Genomic DNA, 21423 nt, shown 5'->3' with positions numbered 1-21423 from the left:
ACAAACCATCAAACTGCGGTAATTACCGCCCGCCCTGATATAGAGCAAGGGTTATGAAGTTATAACTGTTTACTTGTCCGGTTTTTGTTGCTTGTACGTCTGTGCTGTCTTTTGCAAGTTAGAACTTTCAGGCCTGTTACGGTATTCATCCGCGACACCGCGCTCTTCCTACCTTACCCAGCGTTTGTTAAGCAATTAAGACGTCCTTCACCCATCTGCGCACCAATAGAGTGCGGCGCCGAGGCAGTTTGAACGCCCGTCCGAAGTTGCTGAAAAACTTCAAATAGTTCGTTGACTCTCCCCTTAAGGACAGAGTTTAGATTTCCGCCGCGTGAGAAGTTTCTGTGGGAATAGTTACTTCTCCTGTGCCGAATTTATGAAGCAGTCACGATATATAGGGAGATAGACATGAACAATCCATTGGAATTGGAAAACGTTATTGCCAGCACCCGCGAAATCCTCGCGCAACTGCTGGTGATGAGCGCCGACGATATCGACGAAAACAGCAGCATCGTCGATGACCTCAGCGCGGATTCGCTGGACATCGTCGACCTGAGTTTTCAGTTGGGCCGTCAATATGGCTGCACGTTGCCGAAAACCAGCGTGCTGGATCACGCCGTCGCCGTGTGCGGCGACGCCAGTGAATTCCTAGTCAACGGCCGCATCACCGAGAGCGGCAAGGAACTGCTCGAACAGAGCTTGAGCGCCTACGCCCCGGAGCAACTCAAGGCCGGCATGCAACCGGCACAAGTGTTTGCCGCCACCACCGTGCGCAATTGGGCGCAGCAGTGCCGCAACCTCTTCAACTACCTGCCGCAAGACTGCCCGGATTGCAGTTCCAGCCATGCGCTGTTGAACGAGCGTCAGCAAGTGGTCTGTGGTGCTTGCAGTGCGCGTCTGGTGCCGGCGGACGGTGACGAAGTTTCGCGTCGACTGGTGGAGCAGTTTGTCGCCACTCACGTCAAAGAAACGGTGTAGGGAGTTCTCATGCGGGCACGAGAAGTCTATGTGACCGGATTCGGTCTGGTGGCGCCCATGGCGCTGGACGCCGCCACGTTGTTCGAGCGGATTTGCCAGAAGCAATCCTGTGTCCGCGAACATCCACGGTTCAAGGCGTTGGGCTTCAACAACTGCGCGGCCGGTTTTATCGATGACGGCCAATGGCAGCAGATCGCCGCCGGGTTCGGCGGCAACGCTGCGCTGCATCCACGGCAAAGCGTGCTGGCCGATTACGTTGCCCGGCAAGCCTTGCAGCATGCCGGCCTGACCCCGGCCGACGTTGCTCATGCGCGCAGCGGATTATTCCTCGGCGCCAACAAATACTGCGCTGACAGCGACGAGCTGCAGCGCGCCAGCCACTGCATGGATGAGGCCGGGCGCGTCGATCTCGATCGACTGCTGGCGCACCCGGCGCCGGCAAGTTCGCCGTTCGCGCGGCGGGTCGATCAGCAGACTCAATACCTCGCCGAGCGACTCGGGATCCGTGACCACATTTCCACCCATTCCGATGCATGTGCCGCCGGCACCATGGCTATTGGCAGCGCCTACCGGGCCATCGAGCGCGGCGAAATCGACCTGGCGATTTGCGGCGCTGTCGAATTGATGGCCAACGAACTGCCTTATTACATGTTCAACAGCCTCGGCGCGCTGTGCCAGGCCGACCTGCCGGCCAGCGAACAGAGCCGCCCATTCATGCCCGACCGTTGCGGTTTCGTCATCAGCGAGGGCGCGGCGCTGGTCATCCTTGAATCCGCCGAACACGCGCAGCGGCGCAAAGCCACGGCGCTGGGCCGCGTATTGGGTTACGCGAATGTCTGCGAGGCGCAAAAAATGACCTCCAGCAGCCGCGATGGCAGCAAATACGAGGAATGCATGGAAGCGGCCATCGAAGACGCCGGACTGCTCGGCAGCGCGGTGCAACACGTCAACACCCACGGCACCTCCACGCAGGCCAACGACAGTTGCGAAGCCCTGGCGCTGCAACGGGTGTTTGCTCAAGGGCAGCAACACGTGACGTTCACCGCCAACAAATCGGCGATCGGCCATTCCCTCGCGGGCAGCGGCGCAATCGAAGCGGTGCTGTCGCTGATCAGTTTGCGCGACGGCGTGCTGTTGCCGACGTTGAACTACGACCACGACCGCGCCGAATACCCTGCGCTGAAATTCCTCAGCGAACCGGTGCGTCAGTCGATCAACGTGGTGATGTCCAATTCGTTTGGTTTCGGCGGCGTCAACAGCTCGCTGATTTTGGGGAGGGCATGACATGAGCATTGCCGTTTACATCCATTCGGCGGCGGTTTTGAACGCTGCCAGCGACCCGTGTGGCAACCCGTGCGGGGAGCTGCTCGGAACGCCGCCAGCGCCGCAACCCTTGGCATTCGACCCAACGCGCCAAGCCTTCGCGCTGGCCACGCCGAGCCTGGCCCGCGACCTGTTCGACCGCAAGATCCAGCGCAGCGTCGAGCCGCAAGGGCTGCGGCTGTTGCATTGCGTGGCCAGCCTGGCACCGTCACTCGCGGCGCTGCAATTACCGCCGACACGCATTGCGTTGACTGCAGCGATCCCGGAGGTCGACGCGCCGAGTCCTTGCTGGGAAGCGGTGCAGGCGATAAGCGAACAACCGCAAAAAGTGCTGGCACCGTTGTTGGCCAACACGCCGCCGCTGCACGCGCTGACACTGCTCAACAGCAGCGTGATGGCCTACGTCGCCGAAGCTCTGGAATGCCACGGCCCGATGGCGGGGTTTTGTTCTCAGGACAACGCCGGGCTCGACGCGTTGATCGAAGCTGTGCAGCAAATTGCCGAGCAACGCGCCGACGCCGCGCTGGTGGTCAGCAGCAGCCCGAACCTGACGCCGGCCCTGTATTTGCGCGAACCCAAGCCGCCGGCCGGGGTGATTTTCGGTGAAGGCGCGGCCGCGTTGCTGCTGGCATCGACACCGGCGCCGAACAGCGCCAACGCGCTGCGGATCGTCGGGTTCGCCCGCGGTTACAGCGCCGATCCGCAACGCGCCGCGGCCGTCGGTGCCAAGGTCATCGAACAGGTCCTGAACGCGCAGAAACTTCGCCTCAGTGACGTGCAGGACATCGTCGCGAATGCCGATGATCCGCTGCTGAAAAACCTCTTCGCCGAACATCCTCGGGGCGTTCAAAGCAGCCGTAGCGTGACCGGCGAACTCGGCGCCAGCGCTTTGCTGACGGAAATCGCCCTGACCTTGCAGCAGCGTCAAGCCGCAGCGCCGACGCCCGGCCATACGCTGTTGGTCAGCCACAGCCGCGCCGGACATTGGGGCGCCTTGCTGTTGCTCAGCGAAACCATGGAGAAGCACACATGAGCGCAACACGGATTGTGATTACCGGCATGGGCGCCGTGACCGGGTTTGGTTTCGAGTGGCAGACCCTCTGGGAAAAAATGCTCGGCGCCGAACATTGTGTGCGCCCGTGGCAGCCCGACGGTTTGCAGGACGAAGTCTTCCCGGTGCGCTACGCCGCCGCCGTCGACATGACGCTTTTGCCCGACACCCTGCGCGACCATCCGGCCTGGACCGTAGCGCTGGAAAAACGCAGCCGTTTTGGCTGGGTCGCCGCCACCCAGGCCGTCAACGACAGCGGCCTGAGCGTCGCGCAAATGCGTGATGCCGCGGTGCTTTGCGCCTCCGGGGCGCCGCAACACATGCTCGCCGACATGCTGCTCGCCCAGGGCCCCGACGCTGCCGCGCCGAGCTGGCAACAGCTGATGCCGCGTGCCGCCGAAGTCAGCGCCGACGGCTCGCTGCGCCAGAGTAATGATCGGCTGGCGCGGGTGATTGCCGACGGCCTGGGTTGCGAAGGCCCGGTGATCAACATCAGCAGCGCCTGCGCTGGCGCGTCCCAGGCGATCGGCAATGCGTTCCAGATGATTCGTCGCGGCGAAGTCAGCGTGGCGATTGCCGGTGGCGCCGATTCGGTGTTGAACCTCGACACCATGGCCGCGCTGTACCTGCTCGGCGCGGCCTCCAGCGAACAGCGCTGGGGCGCCGATGTGTGCCGGCCATTCGACCGTGATCGCAGTGGCCTGATTGCCGGCGAGGGCGGCGGTTTTGTGGTGCTGGAAAGCCTCGAACACGCCCTGGCGCGCGGCGCCACGCCGTATGCCGAAGTGCTCGGTTTTGGCAGCAGCCTCGACGCCTACAAAGTCACCGCCCCGCAACCCGAAGGGCGTGGCGCAGCGCTGGCGATGCAAGCGGCTCTGGACGACGCCGGTTTGCGCCCGCAGCAGATTGATCTGGTGAACGCCCACGGCACTTCGACGCCGCTGAATGACGTCGCCGAGACGCTGGCGATCAAAAGTGTGTTCGCCGAACACAAGCACTATCAGTCGCTGGCGGTCAGCGCCAACAAATCACAATTTGGCCACTTGATTGCTGCTGCCGGTGCGCCGGAATGCATCGTCACCGCGCTGGCCTGTCTGAATGATCTGGTGACGCCAACCGTCAACCTGCATGCCGTCGATGAGCAATGCGACCTCGACTATTGCGCCGGGCAAGCAGTCAGCCGTCGGGTGGATTTTGCCTTGAGCAATTCGTTTGGTTTCGGCGGGCTCAATACCTCGCTGGCGCTTGGCAAATACCGGGAGCACGGACAATGACTGGCGCTAATGTACGTGTCGCGATTGCCGGCAGTGGCTGCGTGTTGGCCAGTGGCTGGGGCGTACAGCGTTTCTGGTCGGCGGCCAGTGAAGCGCGGAGCGGCATCGCGCTGCTGCAATCGAAACTGTTTTACAGCGAGCGCGTCGCCGCGTTCGGGCATGTTGCCGAGGAAGACCACCAACGCAGTCGGCAGGACGTCGCGCAGAACTTGCAGCGCTACTGCCCGCCAGCGGTGATCTGGGGTGTCAGCGCGGTGCGCCAGGCGCTGGAAGACGCCGGGCTGCAACCGGGCAGCGATGGTGTGCGTTATGGCCTCTATTGCTGCCAGGGCGGCTACACCCATCCGTCGATTGCCGCGTATGGCGAGCTGCTCCACGAATGCCGCGACCAGCGCCCCGCTGAGCCCGGCGATGAAAGCCGCGATGAAACCCTCGATGAAAGTGGCGCCGACATGCAGCGCCTCGCTCGACGGGTATTGCAGGAGCGCGCACTCGACCCGTTCCTGGTGCTGAAAAGTCTGAGCAACGGTTTGCTCGGGATCATCAGCCTGGCGCTGAAGCTGGAGTGCGAATGCAACGCCTACATGCAAGGCGTGGCGGGCAATCTGGCGGCCATGCGCGAAGCCTGCGCGGCGCTGCAAAGCGGTCGTATCGATGCGGCCATTGTGGTCGGCGCCGGCAGTGAACTTGACCCGTTGGCGTTGGCCGCACTGGCCGACGCCGGGGTGATCAGCACCGAGGGCAGCCACGACATGCTGGCGTTTGATCGCCGGGGCACGGGCGGCATTGCCGGGGAGGGCGCGGCGGCGTTGATTCTGCGCCGCGCCGGCGATCTGCCGCCAGGGCCGAAAACCTGCGTCGCGGGACTTTACGCGCATGCGCGGCTGGACGCGTTGAGCCTGCCGGACAAACAGGCCGATCTGCTGATCAGCAGCGCCAGCGGCGATCCGCAAAAAGACGCCGACCTCGCACGCACGCTGGCTCGCGTCGGCGCTGCGCACATCACCAGCGCGGCATCGGTGACCGGCATTCTCAGCGGAGCGCCGAGCCTGGCCGATCTGATCCTCGCCCATCACGCACTACAGGCGCAAAGCGTGCCGCCGATCATCGGGTTGCAGCAATCAGTCGATGCGCATCTGCCGTTTGTGCTCGGCGAACGCCGCGACGCGGTGCTGCACGACTGCCTGATCATCAACCGCGACAGCAACGGTTTCAGCGCCTGTTACCAACTTGACTATCAGTACGAGCATCAGCACGACCATCAGCTCGCCCGCTAGCCGCCGGCGCGCACTCAAACATTTTTTCTACTCAAGGGATGTCACTGTCATGGATTACCGCGATTACGTACGGCCAAAATTTGTCGAACTGATGCAGGCGCTGGGCCTGGAATGCCAGTTCCACCGGGCGTTGGGCAGCAAGCTGTTTTACCGCGACAAAAGCGGTGCGGAAGTCACCGTCACCGATTTTCTCGGCGGCTACGGCGCAGCGCTGTACGGCCACAATGACCCGCAATTTGTCGATCAACTGTGCAACCTGTTGCGCGCCGACGTGCCGTTCAATGCGCAGATGTCGGTGCGCGGCGCTGCCGGGCAACTGGGGCGCGAACTCAGCGAAGCGTTCAATCGCGAACTGAACAACAGCGAGCGCTACATTTCGACTTTCTCCAACAGCGGCGCCGAGTCGGTGGAAATCGCCGTCAAACATGCGGAATACCGTCGGCAGAAAGCCTTGCAGAAGCAGTTCGATGAACTGGATTTCGCCTTGGCCAACCTGACCGCCAGCGACAAGGCATACGTTGAACTGGACCGCGACGAGCTCGACTTGCCCGCCGGATTGCTCCCGGACAATCTGTCCTACGTGACCGTGCGCCAAGTGGTGGAAGCGGTCCGTCAACACAACCTCGCGCAGTTGCACGTCGAACCGGTTTTCGTCGCCCTGCGCGGCAGCTTCCACGGCAAATTGGTCAACACCGTGCAGCTGACTTACGGCAAACAATACCGTCAGCCGTTTGCCCGTTTTGGCCTCAACGTCGAGTTCATCGACCCGCAACAACCGCAGCAACTGCACGACCTGCCGGCGCGTCACACGCGGCATTGGTTGAGCCTCGCCTGGAGCGGCGAAACCTTGCAGGTGCGCCGTGAAGCGTTCAGTGCAATCACCGCTGTGCTGGTCGAGCCGATTCAGGGCGAGGGCGGCATCAATGAGTTCGCCAACGAGTTCTATCTGGGGCTGCGGCGCTTGTGCAACGAGCAGCAATGCCCGCTGATCATCGACGAAGTGCAATCGGGTTTTGGCCGCACCGGCACCTTGCTCGGCGCCAGCCATTTCAACTTGCAGGGCGATTACTACTGCCTGTCGAAAGCGCTGGGTGGCGGCCTGATGAAAATCGCCGCGACGGTAATCCGCGCCAGCCATTACGAAAACGATTTCAGCTACATCCACAGTTCGACCTTCGCCGAAGACGATGCTTCGTGTCATATCGCTCTGGCAGCGTTGCGCCGGTTGTTCGAGAACGACAGCGCGATGCTCAAGGACGTGAACAAAAAAGGCGAATACCTCAAGTCATCGCTGCTCGAACTCAAGGCCGCTTATCCGGATGTGATTGCCGATGTGCGCGGGCGCGGCTTGCTGCTCGGTTTCGAACTGCATGACCTGACCGGCAGCAGTTCGCTGGTGCAGACCTCGGCGCAGTACAACGATGCGCTGGGTTACATCATCGCCGGCTACCTGCTGCAATTCGAGGCGCTGCGGGTCGCGCCGTCGGGCAGCAACGCCAACGTGATTCGCCTCGAACCGCCGGTGTGCATCACGTTCGAAGAAATCGACGGTTTGATCGCTTCGTTGCAGAAAGTCTGCGACATGCTGCGGCGTCGCGATGCGTTCCCGTTGGCGGCCGGTATCTGTGCCGACAGCATCCAAGCCGTGCCGGCGCGCGAGGTCAGTTTCGAGGCGACTGAAAACCTCCCAAAGCCTGACGAAAACGTGCGCGTGGTGGCGCGCGTGGCGTTCATCAATCACCTGATCGACGCGGACATGCTCAGTGATGTCGACCCGTCGCTTTCGACCCTCAGCGCCGAGCAGAAACGCGAGTTCATCAAACGCATGGCCCCGGAGCGACGCGCGGCGCCCATCGGCCCGGCGCTGATTCGTTCGAAACTCGGCACAGCGGTGGAATTCACCTTGTACCCGTTGTGCATGGACTCCGACGCGATGGCCGAATACATCGCCAGCGGTGACCTGGAAAAGATCCGCGACGAAATCGCCCATCGCATCCGTGATGCCCGCGCCGACGGCTACAGCGTTGCCGGGCTGGGCATGTACACCTCGATCGTCACCAACAATTGCCAGGCGCTGAAGATTCCCGACATGGCGCTGACGTCGGGCAACGCGCTGACCATCGGCATGGGCCTCGAAGCCATCGAGCAGGGCTGCAAACAACAAGGCCTGGAACTGCGCGCGCAGACGGCGGCGGTGGTCGGTGCGGCCGGCAACATTGCTTCGACTTATGCCTCGTTGCTCTCGGTCGAAGTCGAGCACCTGATCCTCATCGGCAGCGGTCGTGACGGTTCCCTGCGGCGTCTGGAGAAGACCGCGCATTTGATCTACGCCGAAGCGGCGCGGGCGATTCTCAAGGGTGTTGCCGAGCATGACCGGCTCGCCAGCCGCTTGCACAAACTTGAAGGCATCGACGCGTTGTTGCAGACGCATGGCAACGCCGCCGACCTCGGTCAGCGGGTGATGCGCCTGGTCGAAGAGCGCCTTGGCGCGAACGCCTTCATTACCGTCAGCAACGACCTCGATGTGTTGAAGCAGGCGCGCATCGTGCTGTGTGCGGCGAACGCGCCGCAGCCGTTTCTCGGCGCCGAACACTTTGCCGAAAACAGCGTGATCTGCGACATCGCGGTGCCGTTGAACGTCGATCAAAACCTCTCGAGCCAGCGCCCGGACGTGCTGTACATGCACGGCGGGATCGTCCAGACGCCGCTCGGCGATGGCCTGGCGCCGAACGTGCGCGCCTACCTCAAGCAAGGTCAGTTGTACGCGTGCATGGCCGAGTCGGTGCTGATGGGGTTGTCGGGAATGAAACAGCATTACTCCTACGGCGATATCAGCCGCGAACAGGTGCAGCAGATTCGCGCACTGGCGGCGACCCACGGCTTCAGCCTCGCGCAGTTCAAGACCAACAATTCCCTTTGAAAAAATCTTAAACAACTCTCTTTAAGGAATGGTCATGCCGAATAAAGTAGCAGTGGTGACCGGCGGCAGTCGCGGCATCGGCCGGGCGATTGTCCTGGCGTTGGCGGGCGCCGGTTATCAGGTCGCGTTCAGTTATGTGCGCGATGAAGTGGCGGCGATGTCCCTGCGCGAAGAGGTGCAGGCGTTGGGTCTGGATTGCCTGGCGTTGCAATGCGACGTCAGCAGCGGCGACAGCATCAAGGGCTTTTTCCAGCGCGTCGAGGCGCATTTCGAGCGCATCGACGTGCTGGTCAACAACGCCGGGATTACCCGTGACGGCTTGCTTGCAACGATGCCGGAACGCGACATCGTCGAGGTGATCCAGACCAACCTGATCGGCACGCTTTTGTGCTGCCAGCAGGTGGTGCCGGGCATGCTGCGCCAGCGCAGCGGTTGCATCGTCAACATCAGCTCGGTGGCCGCGCAAAAACCCGGCAAGGGCCAAAGCAACTATGCCGCCGCCAAGGGTGGCGTCGAAGCGCTGACCCGCGCGCTGGCGGTGGAATTGGCGCCGCGCAACATCCGCGTCAACGCGGTGGCGCCGGGCATCGTCAACACTGAAATGAGCACCGCGCTGATCGGCACTCAGGAGCAGGAAATCCAGGCGCGATTGCTGATCAAGCGTTACGCCGAACCGCAGGAAATCGCCGAAGCGGTGCTGTACATCGCCGATCGTGGTTTGTACCTGACCGGCGAGGTCTTGCCGGTCAACGGCGGGTTGAAAATGCCATGACCCGCACCATTCTGATCACCGGTGCCGCCAAAGGCATCGGCCGCGCCGTCGCGGAAAACTTTGCCAGCGACGCCGATCACCGGTTGATTCTGCTCGACTTGGATCTGCCGGAATTGCAGCGCTGGGTGGACGAGCAGCAAGGGCAAATCAAAGCCCAGGTCGAAACCCATGCGGCGAACATTGCCGACCTGGCGAGCATGGAGGCGTTTTTCAAAAACCTCGGCCAACAGGTGCAATACGTCGATGTGCTGGTGAACAGCGCCGGCATCTGCAACGAGAACGAACCGGAGGATTTGCACAACTGGCACAAGGTGATTTCGGTCAACCTCAACGGCACGTTTTACGTGACTTCGTTGTGCCTGCCGCTGATGCCGGATCGTGGGCGGATCATCAACATGTCGTCGATCCTCGGGCGCGCCGGCAAGGTGCGCAACAGCGCATATTGCGCGTCCAAACACGGCATCGTCGGCATGACCAAAGCCTTGGCGATGGACCTGGCGCCACGGCAGATCACGGTCAACGCGATTCTCCCGGCGTGGATCGACACGCCGATGCTGCAAGGTGAGCTGGCCGCGCAAGCGGCGATTGCCGGGCTGACCCAGGAACAGATCCTGCGTAACGCGAAGAAGAAATTGCCGATGCGCCGCTTCATTCAGAGTGAAGAAGTCGCGGCGATGGTGCGTTACCTCGCCAGCCCGGAGGCGGGCGGGGTGACGGCGCAGAGTCTGGTGATCGATGGCGGTGTCGGGTTGGGAATGTAGCCATGACCGGATCACCTATCAGCTGCGCCGCGTGGGCGGCGCTGGCGTGCATTGCTGCGCAACCGGCGTCGGCGGCGTTGAGCATCGAGGATTTGAAGCCCAATTACGCCGATGCCGAAGTCGGCGTGGCCAGCGCATTGCGGTTGCACGGCGATGACCAGATCACTCAGAAAGCCGTGTATTTCAAGGCCAACCTGGAAGGCAACTGGGACGGCGGTTACTACAAGGCCAAGGGTCGCGTGCGTTACGACGCCCGCTACGATGGCAACAATCCGTACAGCGAACGGGCGCGCGACAAGTACCGTTTCGACGCCGACTGGCGGCATTTGTATTGGGGCCAGTCGGTCGGTGACGGCGAGGTCACGGTCGGTTGGCAGCAAGTGGTCTGGGGCCGGGCCGATGAGTTGCGGGTGCTCGATCAGGTCAACCCGCTGGATTATCGCGACGGCGTTACGCCGCTGCTCGAAGACAGCCGCATTGCCGTGCCCATGGTGCGGTATGCGCAACCGGTCGGTGAGTGGGAACTGGAGGCGTTGTGGATCACCGATTTTGTCAAAAACCAGGCACCGGTGGCCGGCAGCGAGTTCGATGCGCCGCTGTTTGCCAGGCCTGACCCGCAGTATTTTCTGCTCGACTCCAAGCCCGATTACGACGGCGACAAGGGGTTCGCTTATGGCCTGAGCGCCAACGGCCGGATCGGTTCGGTGGACACCAGTTTTGTCGCGCTGAATGCGCGCCAGCAAGACCCGGTGTATGCCGTCGAAGGCTTGGCCGAGGATGGACGCACGCGCCTCGAACGGCAATTTGCGCGCTACACCATGGGCGGCGCGGGGCTGGCGATCGATGCCGGCCACAGCATTGTCGTGCGCAGCGAAATCGCCTGGTTCGACAACTGGCGCGTGACCAACCCGACCCGCGCTTACGGCGCCGACAGCACCTCGATGGTCAAGTCGCTTCTGGGCGTCGATTACCTGCTGCGCGACTGGCTGATTTCCGCGCAATGGCAGCACCAGCAATTGCTCGACTGGCAGGACGGCATGGTCCAGGACGAGCGCGAAAATCTGTTCACTTTGTCCGCCGAGGGCACGCATTGGCAGGACCGCTTGAAAAGCCGTCTGGTGGTCGCCGCGTCGCCACCGTTCAAGGACGACGCGCTGCTGCAAGGCATCTTCACTTACAAACCGGTGGACTGGATCAAGCTCGGGCTGGAAGTGGACGTGTTCGTCGGCAAATCCGACAAAACTTTCGGCGAGTACAACAACCGCGACCAAGTGCGACTGTCCGCCGGCTACCTGTTTTAACCCATGATCAAAAAGGAATTTTCCATGTTGCCAATCTTTGAAAAGCAGACGTTTAAAAAGCTGATGTTTAAAAATCTGACCGCCGCGCTGATCTTGAGCGGTGCTTGCGCCGCTGTCGCTCACGCCGCCGACGGCAAGAATGCCGACGAGATCCTCAGCCAGGTGCGCGACCGTAATGACGGCACGAGTTTCATGTCCCAGGTGTCGCTGATCCTCCACGACAAGAAGGGCAATACTCGCGTGCGCGAGTTCACCTACCTGCAAAAGGATTACCCGGACAGCGACAAATTCAGCATGTATTTCTCCGCGCCGACGGATGTGCGCGACGTGGCGTTCCACATTGAAAACCCGCACGAAACCCTGGGCCTGGAAGACAGCCAGTGGATGTATCTGCCGGTCAGCCGTCAGACGCGACGCATTTCCACGACTGACAAGCGCGGTTCGTTCATGGGCAGCGAGTATTCCTACGCCGACCTCGACAAGATCCGGGTCAAGGATTACACGCAAAAACTGCTTGGCGAAGAGTCGGTCAAGGGCCGCGACTGCTACGTGATCGAACGTGAACCGGCCTCGCCCGAAGTGCTGGCCAAGACCGGTTACAACAAACTGAAAGTGTGGATCGACAAGCAGAATTTCCTGGTCATGCGTCAGGACTTCTTCGACGTCAAAGGTGTGCTGGTCAAGCAAATGCGCACACAGAAAGTCGAGACCATCGACTCGATCGACAGCATCGTGCTCAGCGAAACCGAGCATTACATCGACGGCACACGCTCGGAAATGCGCTTCAACCACCTGCAATACAACGTGCAACTGGAAGACCGCTTGTTCACCCAGACCGCCATCAAGCGCGGGCTGAAAACCGGCGACGTGCCGGAATTTGCCGTGTCCGCCCGCTAAGCGCTGACCCCGACGACTGGAACGCATGCTCATGGAAAGATACCTGAACTTCGTCGAGCGCTATGCGCGGGCGATCGTTTTCCTGCTGGTGGCGATCACCGCGTATTTCACTTATACGCTGGGCTCACTGATCTCCGACACCAACCCGTACCTGCTCAAGGAAAGCCATCCGGCGCGCAAAACCATCATCGACCTGCAAGGCGAATTCACCGGTACTTTCGACTCGGTGATGGTCGCGATCAACAACCCGCAAACGGTGTTCAACAAGCCGACCCTCAATGCGCTTTTTGCCCTGTCGCAGTCGGTGCGCAAGATGATTCTGGCCAACGACGCCGACAAGGAACAACTGGCACAAATCGTCGCCAAACATCCCGACGACAGCCGGGCGCAGTTGCTGACCCGGGACATTCTCGAAGGCGGGTTTTCCCAGAACGACTACGCCCAGGCCAAAGCGCTGCGTGATTACGCCAAGGAACAAAACTGGGACAGTTACGACCAATTGTTCCTGACGTTTCTGGCCGAGCGGATCAACCCGATCCGCGAAATGGCGTCGATGGGCGACCTGGAAAACATCGTCCTGACCAACGATGGCGAGCTGCTGATTCACAAGACCTTGAACGCCTACGACATGGACCCGGCGTTGGTCGAATCGCAGATCATGGGCAACGAGCTGATGGTCGACGGCGTGGTATCGAAGGACAAGAAAGTCGCGATGCTGGTCGCAGAACTGGGCACCAAGCAGGACGATGCCCAGGCGCAATTACGTGCTTATCAGATCGTGCGCGGCATCGTTGCCGATTATCAGGCTGCGCACCCCGAATTCACCGATGAGATTTTCATTGCCGGGATGCCGATTTTCATCGCCGCCCAGCAAGAGATCATCGACCACGACTTGGCGGTGCTGTTTCCGATTGTCTTTCTGCTGATCACCGTGCTGTTGATTTTCTTCTTCCGCAAACCCCTGGGCGTGCTGCTGCCGCTGTTCAATATTCTCTTCTGCACCATTTGGACGCTGGGATTGATGGGCCTGCTGCGGGTGCCGTTCGACCTGTTGACCAGCGTGCTGCCGGTGTTCCTGTTCACCATTTGCTGTTCGGACGCGATCCATGTGATGGCCGAGTATTACGAGCAGAAAAACGCCGGCAAAAGTAACCGCGAGGCCAATCGGCAAACCCAGCGCTTGATGGTGGTGCCGGTGGTGTTGACGACCGTGACGACCATTGCCACGTTCATGATTTCCACCACCAACAACATTGTCAGCATCCGCAACTTCGGCGTGTTCATGTCGATTGGCCTCACCGCTGCGCTGATTATTTCGCTGTTGCTGATTCCGGCGTGGATCTCGATCTGGGGCAAGGACCAGACGCCGAAAACCCTGGCGGCGGTGCACAAGGAGTCGATCATTTCGCGCTACCTGGTCGCGTTTTGCGCGCGGCTGATTCAGTGGCGCAAACCGATTTTGTGGGTGGCGTTGCCGCTGCTGGCGCTGATGACGGTGTTCACCTTTCGCGTCGATATCGAGGATTCGGGCATCGCGTATTTCAAGAGCGAAAGCCATATCCGCGTCTCCGACCAATACATCAACCACGCCGGGGTAGCAGGCACGGCGCCGGGCTGGATCGCCATCGACAGCAAGGAGCCGCGCGGCGTACTGACCACCGAAGTGGTGCAGTTCATCGACAAGCTCGACCAGTTCATCAAGCAGCAACCGCACGTCAGTTACGGCTACTCGCTGGCCACTTACGTCAAGCGCATGAACCTGGTGCTCAACGACATGAATCCTGATTACCTGCGCGTGCCGCAAGCACTGGAGCAGGTCACGGCGGTCAATGACGAAGGGCAAACCGAGCGCTTCGAGGTGCCGGGCAATTCGCTGATCGAGCAACACGTCATGCTCTTTGAAAACGGCGGCGGTTCAGACCTGAACAACGTGCTCAACGCCGACTATTCCAAGGCGCTGACGCTGTACACCATGACCTCATCGGTGGCCAGCGATTACCAGAACATGCTCGATCGGCTGGACGCCTGGCTGTTGGTGAACAAACCGGCCAACCTCGAAGTGACGCACGCGGGCACGCCGTTGATATGGACCGGGGTGTTGCAGGAAATCACTCAAGGGCAGGTTTTGAGTTTTTCCCTGGCGCTGATCGTGGTCACGCTGATGATGATGTATTGGCTGAAGTCGGTGCGTCTGGGTGTGCTCGGCATGCTCACGCTGCTGACCACGTCGGTGACGGTGTACGGTTTCATGTTCCTGTTCGGCATCGAGCTGAATATCGGCACCACGCTGGTGACTTTCCTGGTGGTTGGCGTGGTCGATTACGCGGTGCATTTGCTGTCGCGGATCAAACTGCTGGTGCAGCAAGGGGTGCACATCGACGCGGCAATCTTGCAGGCGATGCACACCGTGGGCCGCTCGACGGTGGTCAACGTGGTGATTTTCTCGGTGGGCTTCATGGCGCTGCTGTTTTCCGACTTCAAACCGATTGTCGATCTGGGCGCGCTGGTGGCGATGGCGCTGTTCTCCAGCGGGGTCATGACCATTCTGCTGGTGACGCTGGTGTCGCCGTGGTTTTTCGCGGCGATTGTGCCGGTCGCGCACACGCCCGAACGCACACCTGTGGTGGGTGAACATGCGCTGAGCTGAACCGACGAACGTGTCCGCAATTGCCCTCGGGATTTGCGGGCACGCTCGCCCGGCGCAGCAACGTGCTCAGTTCAGCGTGGTAACCGGATTTTTTTTGCCGTAACGGGCGATGCGCTCGAACTGGCATTCTTCCCGAGCGTCGTTGAGGCTGCTTTCAAACGCTTCGAGGCCATCGTGCAATTGCTGCAAAGCGCCGATCTGGGACACCAGTTCGGCCTTTTTTTCGTCGATGGCTTTTTGCGCCATGTCCCACGGGAATGCTTCGCCGTCGTACTTGTTCAGCATCACTTGCAGCTCTTTGAGCTTGAAACCCAGTTGCTGGGCGCACTTGATGAACGTCAGCACTTCGACGCTCTGTTGGCTGTAGATGCGGTATTTGCCTTCGCGCTTGGGCTCGGGCAACAGGCCGATTTCTTCGTAGTGGCGAATGCTTTTGACTGTGGTGCCCGATAGCTGGGCGGCTTTGCCGATATACATAAAGGTCCGTCTCGATGATCAAACAGGGCGTAGCGCTGTCAGGCCTCATGCCTGACAGGGGGGAATAATATAGGGGATAAATGGCAAAAGTTGCAGCGCCGATCAAATGACGCGCACAGCCGACGAACGACCGCTTTGCAGGGGACGGGAGCGAGGCTGACGGCGTCGGCGCGCCGTCAGCGCATAGCGAGGTGAATCAGCTGCCGGCAGTGACCCGCGCCTGTTCGAGCCAGGCGTCGCGCTGAGTCGACTTCGAGCCGAGGATCGGCCCGAACGTCAGGGTCTTCAGCGGTTTGATCCCGCAAAACTCCAAGGTGGTTTTGCGCATCTGGTGCAGGCCCGGCATGCGGTAAATCCATTTGTAGTACCAGGGCGGCGTGTCCATGGTCACCAGCAAATGCGCGGTGCGGCCCTTGAGCAGTTTGTCGGGGAACGCTTTGCCTTCGCGGTACTTGAAGGCGAAACCGGGGAGGAAAATCCGATCGAGAAAGCCCTTCATCAACGCTGGAATACCGCCCCACCAGATCGGATAAACGAACGTCAGGTGTTCGGCCCACAGGATGTCGGCCTGGGCTTGCAGCAGGTCCGGCTCCAGCGGCTGGATGACGCGGTAACCCTCGTGCAGTACCGGGTCGAAATCCAGCGCGTCGAGGCGCAGCAAGCGCACGTCATGTCCGGCGGTTTTGGCGGCCTGGACGTAGGTATCGCTCAGCGCCCCGCAGAAACTGTCGGTGGAGGGGTGACCCAGAATCACGAGCATTCGTTTGCTCATCGCATGTACTCCCGAAATGAAGCCGGCAGCATAGAGTCTGCCCCTAGCGGTAGAGTCAAGGCGTTGTCGGACTCAATGCCTGCAGCAAGGCGCGGGCGTAAGCGGGCAGGGTGGCGAAGTCGCGGGCGCAGAGTTTCAGCGAGCGGTTGGCCCAGTCTTCGCCCAGCGCTCGGCTGACCAGCGGCTGCCGCGCCTGCCAACGTTCGACGGCGATGCGCGGGACGATGGCCAGCCCGGCACCGCGAGTGACCATGCGCATGACGCCGTCGAAGCCATCGGCACGAATGCGGATTTGCATGCGCTGGCCGATGTGCAACGCCTGTTCTTCAAGGTGAATGGCCAGCGCGCTGTTGGCGCCGAGCGCGACGTAGTCATGCTTCAACGTGTCGGCGAAGGTGGGTGATGCTTGTTCGCCGAGGGGATGGCCGGGCGGCAGGATCAGCACCAGCGGATCGTCGCGAAACGCTCGGGTCTGCAGGCCTTCAGTGTCGACGGCGTCGGAGACAATGCCCAAGTCCGCCGCGCCTTGGCGCAAGGCATGGGTGATGCGCGCGCTGGGTAATTCCTGCAAATCAATGTCGAGGTTGCGGTGGTTGCGCAGGAAGTCGGCGAGCAGTTCGGGCAGGTATTCGGTGATGGCAGTGGTGTTGCACAACAGGCGTACCTGACCTTTGACGCCGTTGGCGTATTCGGCCAGATCCTGTTGCATGCGCTCGGCCTGTTGCAGCAGCGTTCTGGCGTGTTGCGCAAGGGCTTTGCCGGCCGGCGTGGGGGTGACGCCACGGCGATTGCGTTGGAGGAATTCAATGCCCAGCGACGCTTCCATTGCGCGGATGCGTGCGCTGGCGGCAGCGAGGGATAAATGGCTGCGGGCGGCGCCGGCGGTGATGTTGCCGGTGTCGAGAATGTTCAGGTAGAGGCGCAGGTCGGTCAGGTCGAAGTGCATGGTTTTATCTTCTGTTGGCGCTCGTTCCCGCTGCGTGGGAACGATCATTTTTGCGTTGATCCGGCGGGCCTCTTCGCGGGCAAGCCTCGCTCCTACAGGAGTGGCCCGGTGTTCACAGACCCGGTAGGAGCGAGGCTTGCCCGCGAAGGCATCATCAGCCTCAGTCCAATCAAGAGGCAAGCTCAGTATATGGCGCATTTTCAACCCGGCCAGCCGCGCGCACGATAGCCGCATGAACACACTCGTTTCGTACTATCAAAACCTCGGCCTGGCCCTTTCGCTATTGGTCATCGCCACTTTCCTGCTCGCCGGCATGATCAAAGGCGTGATCGGCCTCGGTCTGCCGACCATCGCCATGGGCCTGCTCGGTCTGGCTATGGCGCCATCGCAGGCTGCCGCGTTGTTGATCATTCCGGCAACCCTGACCAACCTCTGGCAACTGGCATTCGGCGGTCACTTGCAAGGGCTGAGCAAACGCCTGTGGCCGATGCTCCTGGCGATTTTCATCGGCACTGGCGCGGGCACGTTTTGGCTCGGTATCGCCGGCGGGCATTGGGTGGTGCGCGGTTTGGGCGCGGCGCTGTTGATCTATGCGCTGAGCGGATTATTACTGCCGACCTTGCGCGTCGGCAGCCACACCGAACGCTGGCTCGGCCCGGTGTGCGGGGTGCTGACGGGCGTCATCACCTCCGCCACCGGCGTGTTCGTGATTCCGGCCGTGCCGTATCTGCAAGCGCTCGGTCTGAACAAGGATCAACTGGTGCAGGCGCTGGGCCTGTCGTTCACCGTCTCGACCCTGGCTCTAGCCGCCGGCCTGTTCTGGCGCGGCGCACTGGGTGGCGGCGAGTTGAGCGCGTCATTGCTGGCGCTGATCCCGGCGGTGCTCGGGATGTTGCTCGGGCAATGGCTGCGCCAGCGGATCAGCGCTGTGCTGTTCAAGCGGGTGTTCTTCATCGGCCTCGGCGTGCTCGGCGGGCATTTGCTGATCAGCGGGTAATGCCCGACCAACCCTCGGCGCAAGTTCGCAGCAACAATCCCAGGCTAATTCGTGCGTTTTGGTCAAATGATTTTTGTGAATTCGACGCTTACTCCGCGCGAGGCGGATGGTTAGTCTGCCGCCATTGAATTCCCAACCTTCCGAGACTCCCGATGAAAAAAGTCCTGTTGCTCAATGGCGGCAAAAAGTTCGCCCACTCCGATGGCCGCTACAATGCGACCCTGCACCAAGCCGCGTTGAGCGTGCTGGATCGCGGTGGTCTGGACGTCAAAACCACGTTCATCGACGAGGGCTACGACCTCGCCGAAGAAGTGGCGAAATTCGTCTGGGCCGACGTGATCATTTATCAAATGCCGGGCTGGTGGATGGGCGCGCCGTGGACGGTGAAAAAGTACATCGACGAAGTCTTCACCGAGGGTCACGGCAGCCTCTACGCCAGCGACGGCCGCACCCGTTCTGATGCCTCGCAAAAGTACGGCAGCGGCGGTTTGTTGCAGGGCAAGCAATACATGTTGTCGCTGACCTGGAACGCGCCGCAGCAAGCGTTCGACGACCCGAGCGACTTCTTCGAAGCCAAAGGCGTCGACGCGGTGTACTTCCCGTTCCACAAGGCCAACACCTTCCTTGGCATGAGCGGATTGCCGACGTTCCTCTGCGTAGACGTGATGAAACGCCCGGACATCGAAGGCGATGTGAAGCGCTACGAGGCGCATTTGACTGAGGTGTTTGGCCTCAAGGGCTGACAGTCAGCTACTATCGAAAGTCGCAATCTGTGGCCAGAGCATTTTGTGGACAGAGCCTTTTGTGCACAGCGCCTTGTGTGGAAAGCGCCCTTTGTGGCGAGGGGGCTTGCCCCCGTTGGGCTGCGAAGCGGCCCTGAAGCTCACGCCGCAGTGGTACCTGACAGACCGCATGCCCAGGTTTTGCGACCGCTGCGCAGTCGAACGGGGGCAAGCCCCCTCGCCACAGTAAACCCCTTATCTCCAAGGGGTTTGCGCGGCAATATCGATAAGAGGAATTCAGTGAAAGCCAGATCCGATGAATTGCAGATTTTCGTCTGCGTGATTGAATGCGGGTCGATTTCCGCCGCCGCCGAGCAGGTCGGGCAAACGCCTTCGGCGGTCAGTCGCACGTTGTCGCGCCTCGAAGCCAAGCTCGACACCACGCTGATCAACCGCACCACGCGGCGCATGGACCTGACGGAGGAGGGCAAGTATTTCTTCGAACACGCCAAGCGAATTCTCGATCAAATGGACGATCTTGAAGAACGCCTCAATTCCCGCCAGCAAACCCCCTCCGGGCGCCTGCGCATCAACGCCGCGTCGCCCTTCATGCTGCACGCCATCGTGCCGTACATCGACGAGTTCCGCCGGCTCTACCCGGACATCCAGCTCGAACTCAACAGCAACGACCTGATCATTGACCTGCTGGAACAAAGCACCGACATCGCCATTCGCATCGGCACGCTGGCCGACTCGACGCTGCACGCGCGTTCGCTGGGTTGCAGCCCGCTGCACATCGTCGCCAGCCCGGCGTATCTGCAGCAACACGGCACGCCCGTCGCCGTCGCTGACCTCACGCAACACGCGCTGCTCGGTTTCACCCAGAACGATGGCCTCAACCAATGGCCGCTGCGCCATGTGCACGGCGACCGCTGGCCGATCAACGCGGCGATCAACGCCTCCAGCGGCGAAACCGTGCGCCAACTGGCGCTCGAAGGCCAGGGCATCGCCTGCCTGTCGGACTTCATGACCCACGCGGACATCCGCGCCGGGCGCCTGCAAGAAGTCCTCGCCGATTTCAACAGCGGTTATCGCCAGCCGATCAACGCTGTTTACTACCGCAACTCGCAACTGGCCCTGCGCATTCAGTGCTTTCTGGACTTCATCCAGAGCAAACTGGCGGTGTACGCGAACTCGGACTTCAAAGGCTGATTCGTGACCCCTGCGCAACAGTGAATTGGGCCAACGGGGATTTTTCGCCAAAGATCGCTGGTTGATACTCGTTGCATCACTTATCCACGCAGGGATTTTCTCCATGAACGTATTTGTTACCGGCGCTGCCGGATTTATCGGCGGCTCGATCGCCACAGGTCTGGTCCAGGCCGGGCATAAAGTCACCGGCCTGGTGCGCAGCGCCGAACAAGCGCAGGAACTCAGCGCGCTCGGCATCCGCCCGATCATCGGCACCTTGGACGACAGCGCTCTGCTGGCCGAACAGGCGCACGCCGCTGATGCGGTGATCAACGCCGCCAGCAGCGACCATCGCGCCGCTGTCGAAGCGTTGCTCGAGGCCCTTCGCGGCTCCAACAAAGTATTCCTCCACACCAGCGGTTCGAGCATCGTCGGCGATGCCTCGGGCGGTAAATCCAGCGACGTCATCTATTACGAAGACAAACTGCCAGCACCGACCGTCGACAAAGCCGCCCGCGTCGCCATCGACAACCTGATCCTCGCCGCCGCGAAGGACGGGGTGAATTCGGCGGTGATCTGCAACACCTTGATCTATGGCCACAGCCTCGGCGTCAAACGCGACAGCGTGCAGTTGCCACGCCTGCTCAAACAGGCGCGCAACAGCGGCATCGTCCGCCACGTCGGCACCGGCCAGAACATCTGGTCCAACGTGCACATCGAAGACGTCGTCGCCCTGTACCTGCTGGCGCTGAGCAAAAACGTCCCGGGCACTTTCTACTTCGTCGAAAGCGGCGAGTCGTCGTTCATCGACATGACCACCGCCATGGCCGAGGCGTTGAAACTCGGCGCACCGCAAGACTGGCTACTCAAAGACGCCGAAGCCGAGTGGGGCTACGAAATGGCCAACTACGGCCTCGGCTCCAACAGCCGCGTGCGCGGCAAACACGCACGCGAACAACTGGGCTGGGCGCCGAAACGCACGTCGGTGGTTGAATGGATTCGTAACGAAATGGTGTGACCTAGTTTCAGACCGCGTCATCGTTCTTCGCGGGCAAGCCTCGCTCCTACGGGTCCCTCATTCCTGTAGGAGCGAGGCTTGCCCGCGAAGGCGTCTTCA

18 protein-coding genes are annotated in these 21423 nt (G+C 61.1%); 15 read left to right on the top strand and 3 right to left on the bottom strand.

Going from position 1 to position 21423, the window contains the following annotated elements:
- Nucleotides 1-408: 408 nt before the first annotated feature.
- The 11 genes from BI292_RS20655 to BI292_RS20605 are packed head-to-tail and all read left to right on the top strand — an operon-like array spanning nucleotide 409 to nucleotide 15201.
- Nucleotides 409-978, top strand: coding sequence for an acyl carrier protein (locus tag BI292_RS20655; RefSeq protein WP_092273682.1), 570 nt, complete (start codon nucleotides 409-411; stop codon nucleotides 976-978).
- Nucleotides 979-987: 9 nt separating this feature from the next.
- Entirely contained in the window at nucleotides 988-2262 is a 1275-nt protein-coding gene (locus BI292_RS20650; protein WP_101208980.1) for a beta-ketoacyl-[acyl-carrier-protein] synthase family protein, read from the top strand.
- A gap of 1 nt (nucleotide 2263) precedes the next feature.
- Nucleotides 2264-3334, top strand: a complete 1071-nt coding sequence (locus tag BI292_RS20645; protein ID WP_101208979.1) for a beta-ketoacyl synthase — start codon at nucleotides 2264-2266, stop codon at nucleotides 3332-3334.
- Complete coding sequence (locus BI292_RS20640; protein WP_101208978.1) at nucleotides 3331-4626, top strand: beta-ketoacyl synthase; 1296 nt, start codon at nucleotides 3331-3333, stop codon at nucleotides 4624-4626. Before BI292_RS20645 ends, BI292_RS20640 begins: the two co-directional genes overlap by 4 nt.
- Nucleotides 4623-5903, top strand: coding sequence for a beta-ketoacyl synthase N-terminal-like domain-containing protein (locus BI292_RS20635; RefSeq protein ID WP_101208977.1), 1281 nt, complete (start codon nucleotides 4623-4625; stop codon nucleotides 5901-5903). Before BI292_RS20640 ends, BI292_RS20635 begins: the two co-directional genes overlap by 4 nt.
- 49 nt (nucleotides 5904-5952) lie before the next feature.
- Entirely contained in the window at nucleotides 5953-8823 is a 2871-nt protein-coding gene (locus BI292_RS20630; RefSeq protein ID WP_101208976.1) for an aminotransferase class III-fold pyridoxal phosphate-dependent enzyme, read from the top strand.
- Between the two features lie 34 nt (nucleotides 8824-8857).
- Nucleotides 8858-9595: a 3-oxoacyl-ACP reductase family protein gene (locus BI292_RS20625; RefSeq protein ID WP_101208975.1), complete on the top strand. Its 738-nt coding sequence runs from the start codon at nucleotides 8858-8860 to the stop codon at nucleotides 9593-9595.
- Entirely contained in the window at nucleotides 9592-10356 is a 765-nt protein-coding gene (locus BI292_RS20620) for an SDR family NAD(P)-dependent oxidoreductase (RefSeq protein ID WP_092273661.1), read from the top strand. Before BI292_RS20625 ends, BI292_RS20620 begins: the two co-directional genes overlap by 4 nt.
- 2 nt (nucleotides 10357-10358) lie before the next feature.
- Entirely contained in the window at nucleotides 10359-11657 is a 1299-nt protein-coding gene (locus BI292_RS20615; RefSeq protein ID WP_101208974.1) for a DUF1302 family protein, read from the top strand.
- A 24-nt stretch (nucleotides 11658-11681) separates the two neighbouring features.
- Complete coding sequence (locus BI292_RS20610; RefSeq protein ID WP_256592715.1) at nucleotides 11682-12554, top strand: outer membrane lipoprotein-sorting protein; 873 nt, start codon at nucleotides 11682-11684, stop codon at nucleotides 12552-12554.
- A gap of 31 nt (nucleotides 12555-12585) precedes the next feature.
- Complete coding sequence (locus BI292_RS20605) at nucleotides 12586-15201, top strand: RND family transporter (RefSeq protein ID WP_092273655.1); 2616 nt, start codon at nucleotides 12586-12588, stop codon at nucleotides 15199-15201.
- A gap of 66 nt (nucleotides 15202-15267) precedes the next feature.
- Here the strand turns inward: BI292_RS20605 and BI292_RS20600 are convergent, their stop codons facing one another.
- The 3 genes from BI292_RS20600 to BI292_RS20590 form a co-directional block, all read right to left on the bottom strand.
- On the bottom strand, nucleotides 15268-15678 hold the full coding sequence (locus BI292_RS20600) for a MerR family transcriptional regulator (RefSeq protein ID WP_092273652.1): 411 nt from the start codon (nucleotides 15676-15678) through the stop codon (nucleotides 15268-15270).
- Nucleotides 15679-15874: 196 nt separating this feature from the next.
- Nucleotides 15875-16450 (bottom strand): NAD(P)H-dependent oxidoreductase, encoded by a 576-nt coding sequence (locus tag BI292_RS20595; RefSeq protein WP_092273649.1) that lies wholly within the window; start codon nucleotides 16448-16450, stop codon nucleotides 15875-15877.
- A gap of 55 nt (nucleotides 16451-16505) precedes the next feature.
- The gene (locus tag BI292_RS20590; RefSeq protein WP_101208973.1) at nucleotides 16506-17396 is read right to left on the bottom strand and encodes a LysR substrate-binding domain-containing protein; all 891 of its coding nucleotides are present in this window, start codon (nucleotides 17394-17396) and stop codon (nucleotides 16506-16508) included.
- Nucleotides 17397-17628: 232 nt separating this feature from the next.
- Between BI292_RS20590 and BI292_RS20580 the strand changes: the two genes are divergently transcribed.
- From BI292_RS20580 to BI292_RS20565, 4 genes are all read left to right on the top strand, one after another.
- On the top strand, nucleotides 17629-18393 hold the full coding sequence (locus BI292_RS20580; RefSeq protein ID WP_101208971.1) for a sulfite exporter TauE/SafE family protein: 765 nt from the start codon (nucleotides 17629-17631) through the stop codon (nucleotides 18391-18393).
- A gap of 152 nt (nucleotides 18394-18545) precedes the next feature.
- The gene (locus BI292_RS20575) at nucleotides 18546-19136 is read left to right on the top strand and encodes an NAD(P)H-dependent oxidoreductase (RefSeq protein WP_092273640.1); all 591 of its coding nucleotides are present in this window, start codon (nucleotides 18546-18548) and stop codon (nucleotides 19134-19136) included.
- 279 nt (nucleotides 19137-19415) lie between these two features.
- The gene (locus BI292_RS20570) at nucleotides 19416-20327 is read left to right on the top strand and encodes a LysR family transcriptional regulator (RefSeq protein ID WP_101208970.1); all 912 of its coding nucleotides are present in this window, start codon (nucleotides 19416-19418) and stop codon (nucleotides 20325-20327) included.
- A gap of 103 nt (nucleotides 20328-20430) precedes the next feature.
- Nucleotides 20431-21324: an NAD-dependent epimerase/dehydratase family protein gene (locus BI292_RS20565; RefSeq protein ID WP_101208969.1), complete on the top strand. Its 894-nt coding sequence runs from the start codon at nucleotides 20431-20433 to the stop codon at nucleotides 21322-21324.
- The last annotated feature ends 99 nt before the right edge of the window (nucleotides 21325-21423 follow it).

Source organism: Pseudomonas sp. 43NM1, from assembly GCF_002836905.1.
GTDB classification, from domain to species: domain Bacteria; phylum Pseudomonadota; class Gammaproteobacteria; order Pseudomonadales; family Pseudomonadaceae; genus Aquipseudomonas; species Aquipseudomonas prosekii.
This window is presented reverse-complemented; position numbering and strand designations above follow the sequence as displayed.

Excerpts from the sequence above, each read along its gene's own strand:
- BI292_RS20605 (WP_092273655.1), top strand. The coding sequence starts at position 12,586 with ATGGAAAGATACCTGAACTTCGTCGAGCGCTATGCGCGGGCGATCGTT.
- BI292_RS20630 (WP_101208976.1), top strand. The coding sequence starts at position 5,953 with ATGGATTACCGCGATTACGTACGGCCAAAATTTGTCGAACTGATGCAG.
- BI292_RS20610 (WP_256592715.1), top strand. The coding sequence starts at position 11,682 with ATGTTGCCAATCTTTGAAAAGCAGACGTTTAAAAAGCTGATGTTTAAA.
- BI292_RS20650 (WP_101208980.1), top strand. The coding sequence starts at position 988 with ATGCGGGCACGAGAAGTCTATGTGACCGGATTCGGTCTGGTGGCGCCC.
- BI292_RS20620 (WP_092273661.1), top strand. The coding sequence starts at position 9,592 with ATGACCCGCACCATTCTGATCACCGGTGCCGCCAAAGGCATCGGCCGC.
- BI292_RS20635 (WP_101208977.1), top strand. The coding sequence starts at position 4,623 with ATGACTGGCGCTAATGTACGTGTCGCGATTGCCGGCAGTGGCTGCGTG.
- BI292_RS20645 (WP_101208979.1), top strand. The coding sequence starts at position 2,264 with ATGAGCATTGCCGTTTACATCCATTCGGCGGCGGTTTTGAACGCTGCC.
- BI292_RS20640 (WP_101208978.1), top strand. The coding sequence starts at position 3,331 with ATGAGCGCAACACGGATTGTGATTACCGGCATGGGCGCCGTGACCGGG.
- BI292_RS20575 (WP_092273640.1), top strand. The coding sequence starts at position 18,546 with ATGAAAAAAGTCCTGTTGCTCAATGGCGGCAAAAAGTTCGCCCACTCC.
- BI292_RS20565 (WP_101208969.1), top strand. The coding sequence starts at position 20,431 with ATGAACGTATTTGTTACCGGCGCTGCCGGATTTATCGGCGGCTCGATC.
- BI292_RS20600 (WP_092273652.1), bottom strand. The coding sequence starts at position 15,678 with ATGTATATCGGCAAAGCCGCCCAGCTATCGGGCACCACAGTCAAAAGC.
- BI292_RS20625 (WP_101208975.1), top strand. The coding sequence starts at position 8,858 with ATGCCGAATAAAGTAGCAGTGGTGACCGGCGGCAGTCGCGGCATCGGC.
- BI292_RS20655 (WP_092273682.1), top strand. The coding sequence starts at position 409 with ATGAACAATCCATTGGAATTGGAAAACGTTATTGCCAGCACCCGCGAA.
- BI292_RS20595 (WP_092273649.1), bottom strand. The coding sequence starts at position 16,450 with ATGAGCAAACGAATGCTCGTGATTCTGGGTCACCCCTCCACCGACAGT.
- BI292_RS20580 (WP_101208971.1), top strand. The coding sequence starts at position 17,629 with ATGAACACACTCGTTTCGTACTATCAAAACCTCGGCCTGGCCCTTTCG.
- BI292_RS20590 (WP_101208973.1), bottom strand. The coding sequence starts at position 17,396 with ATGCACTTCGACCTGACCGACCTGCGCCTCTACCTGAACATTCTCGAC.
- BI292_RS20615 (WP_101208974.1), top strand. The coding sequence starts at position 10,359 with ATGACCGGATCACCTATCAGCTGCGCCGCGTGGGCGGCGCTGGCGTGC.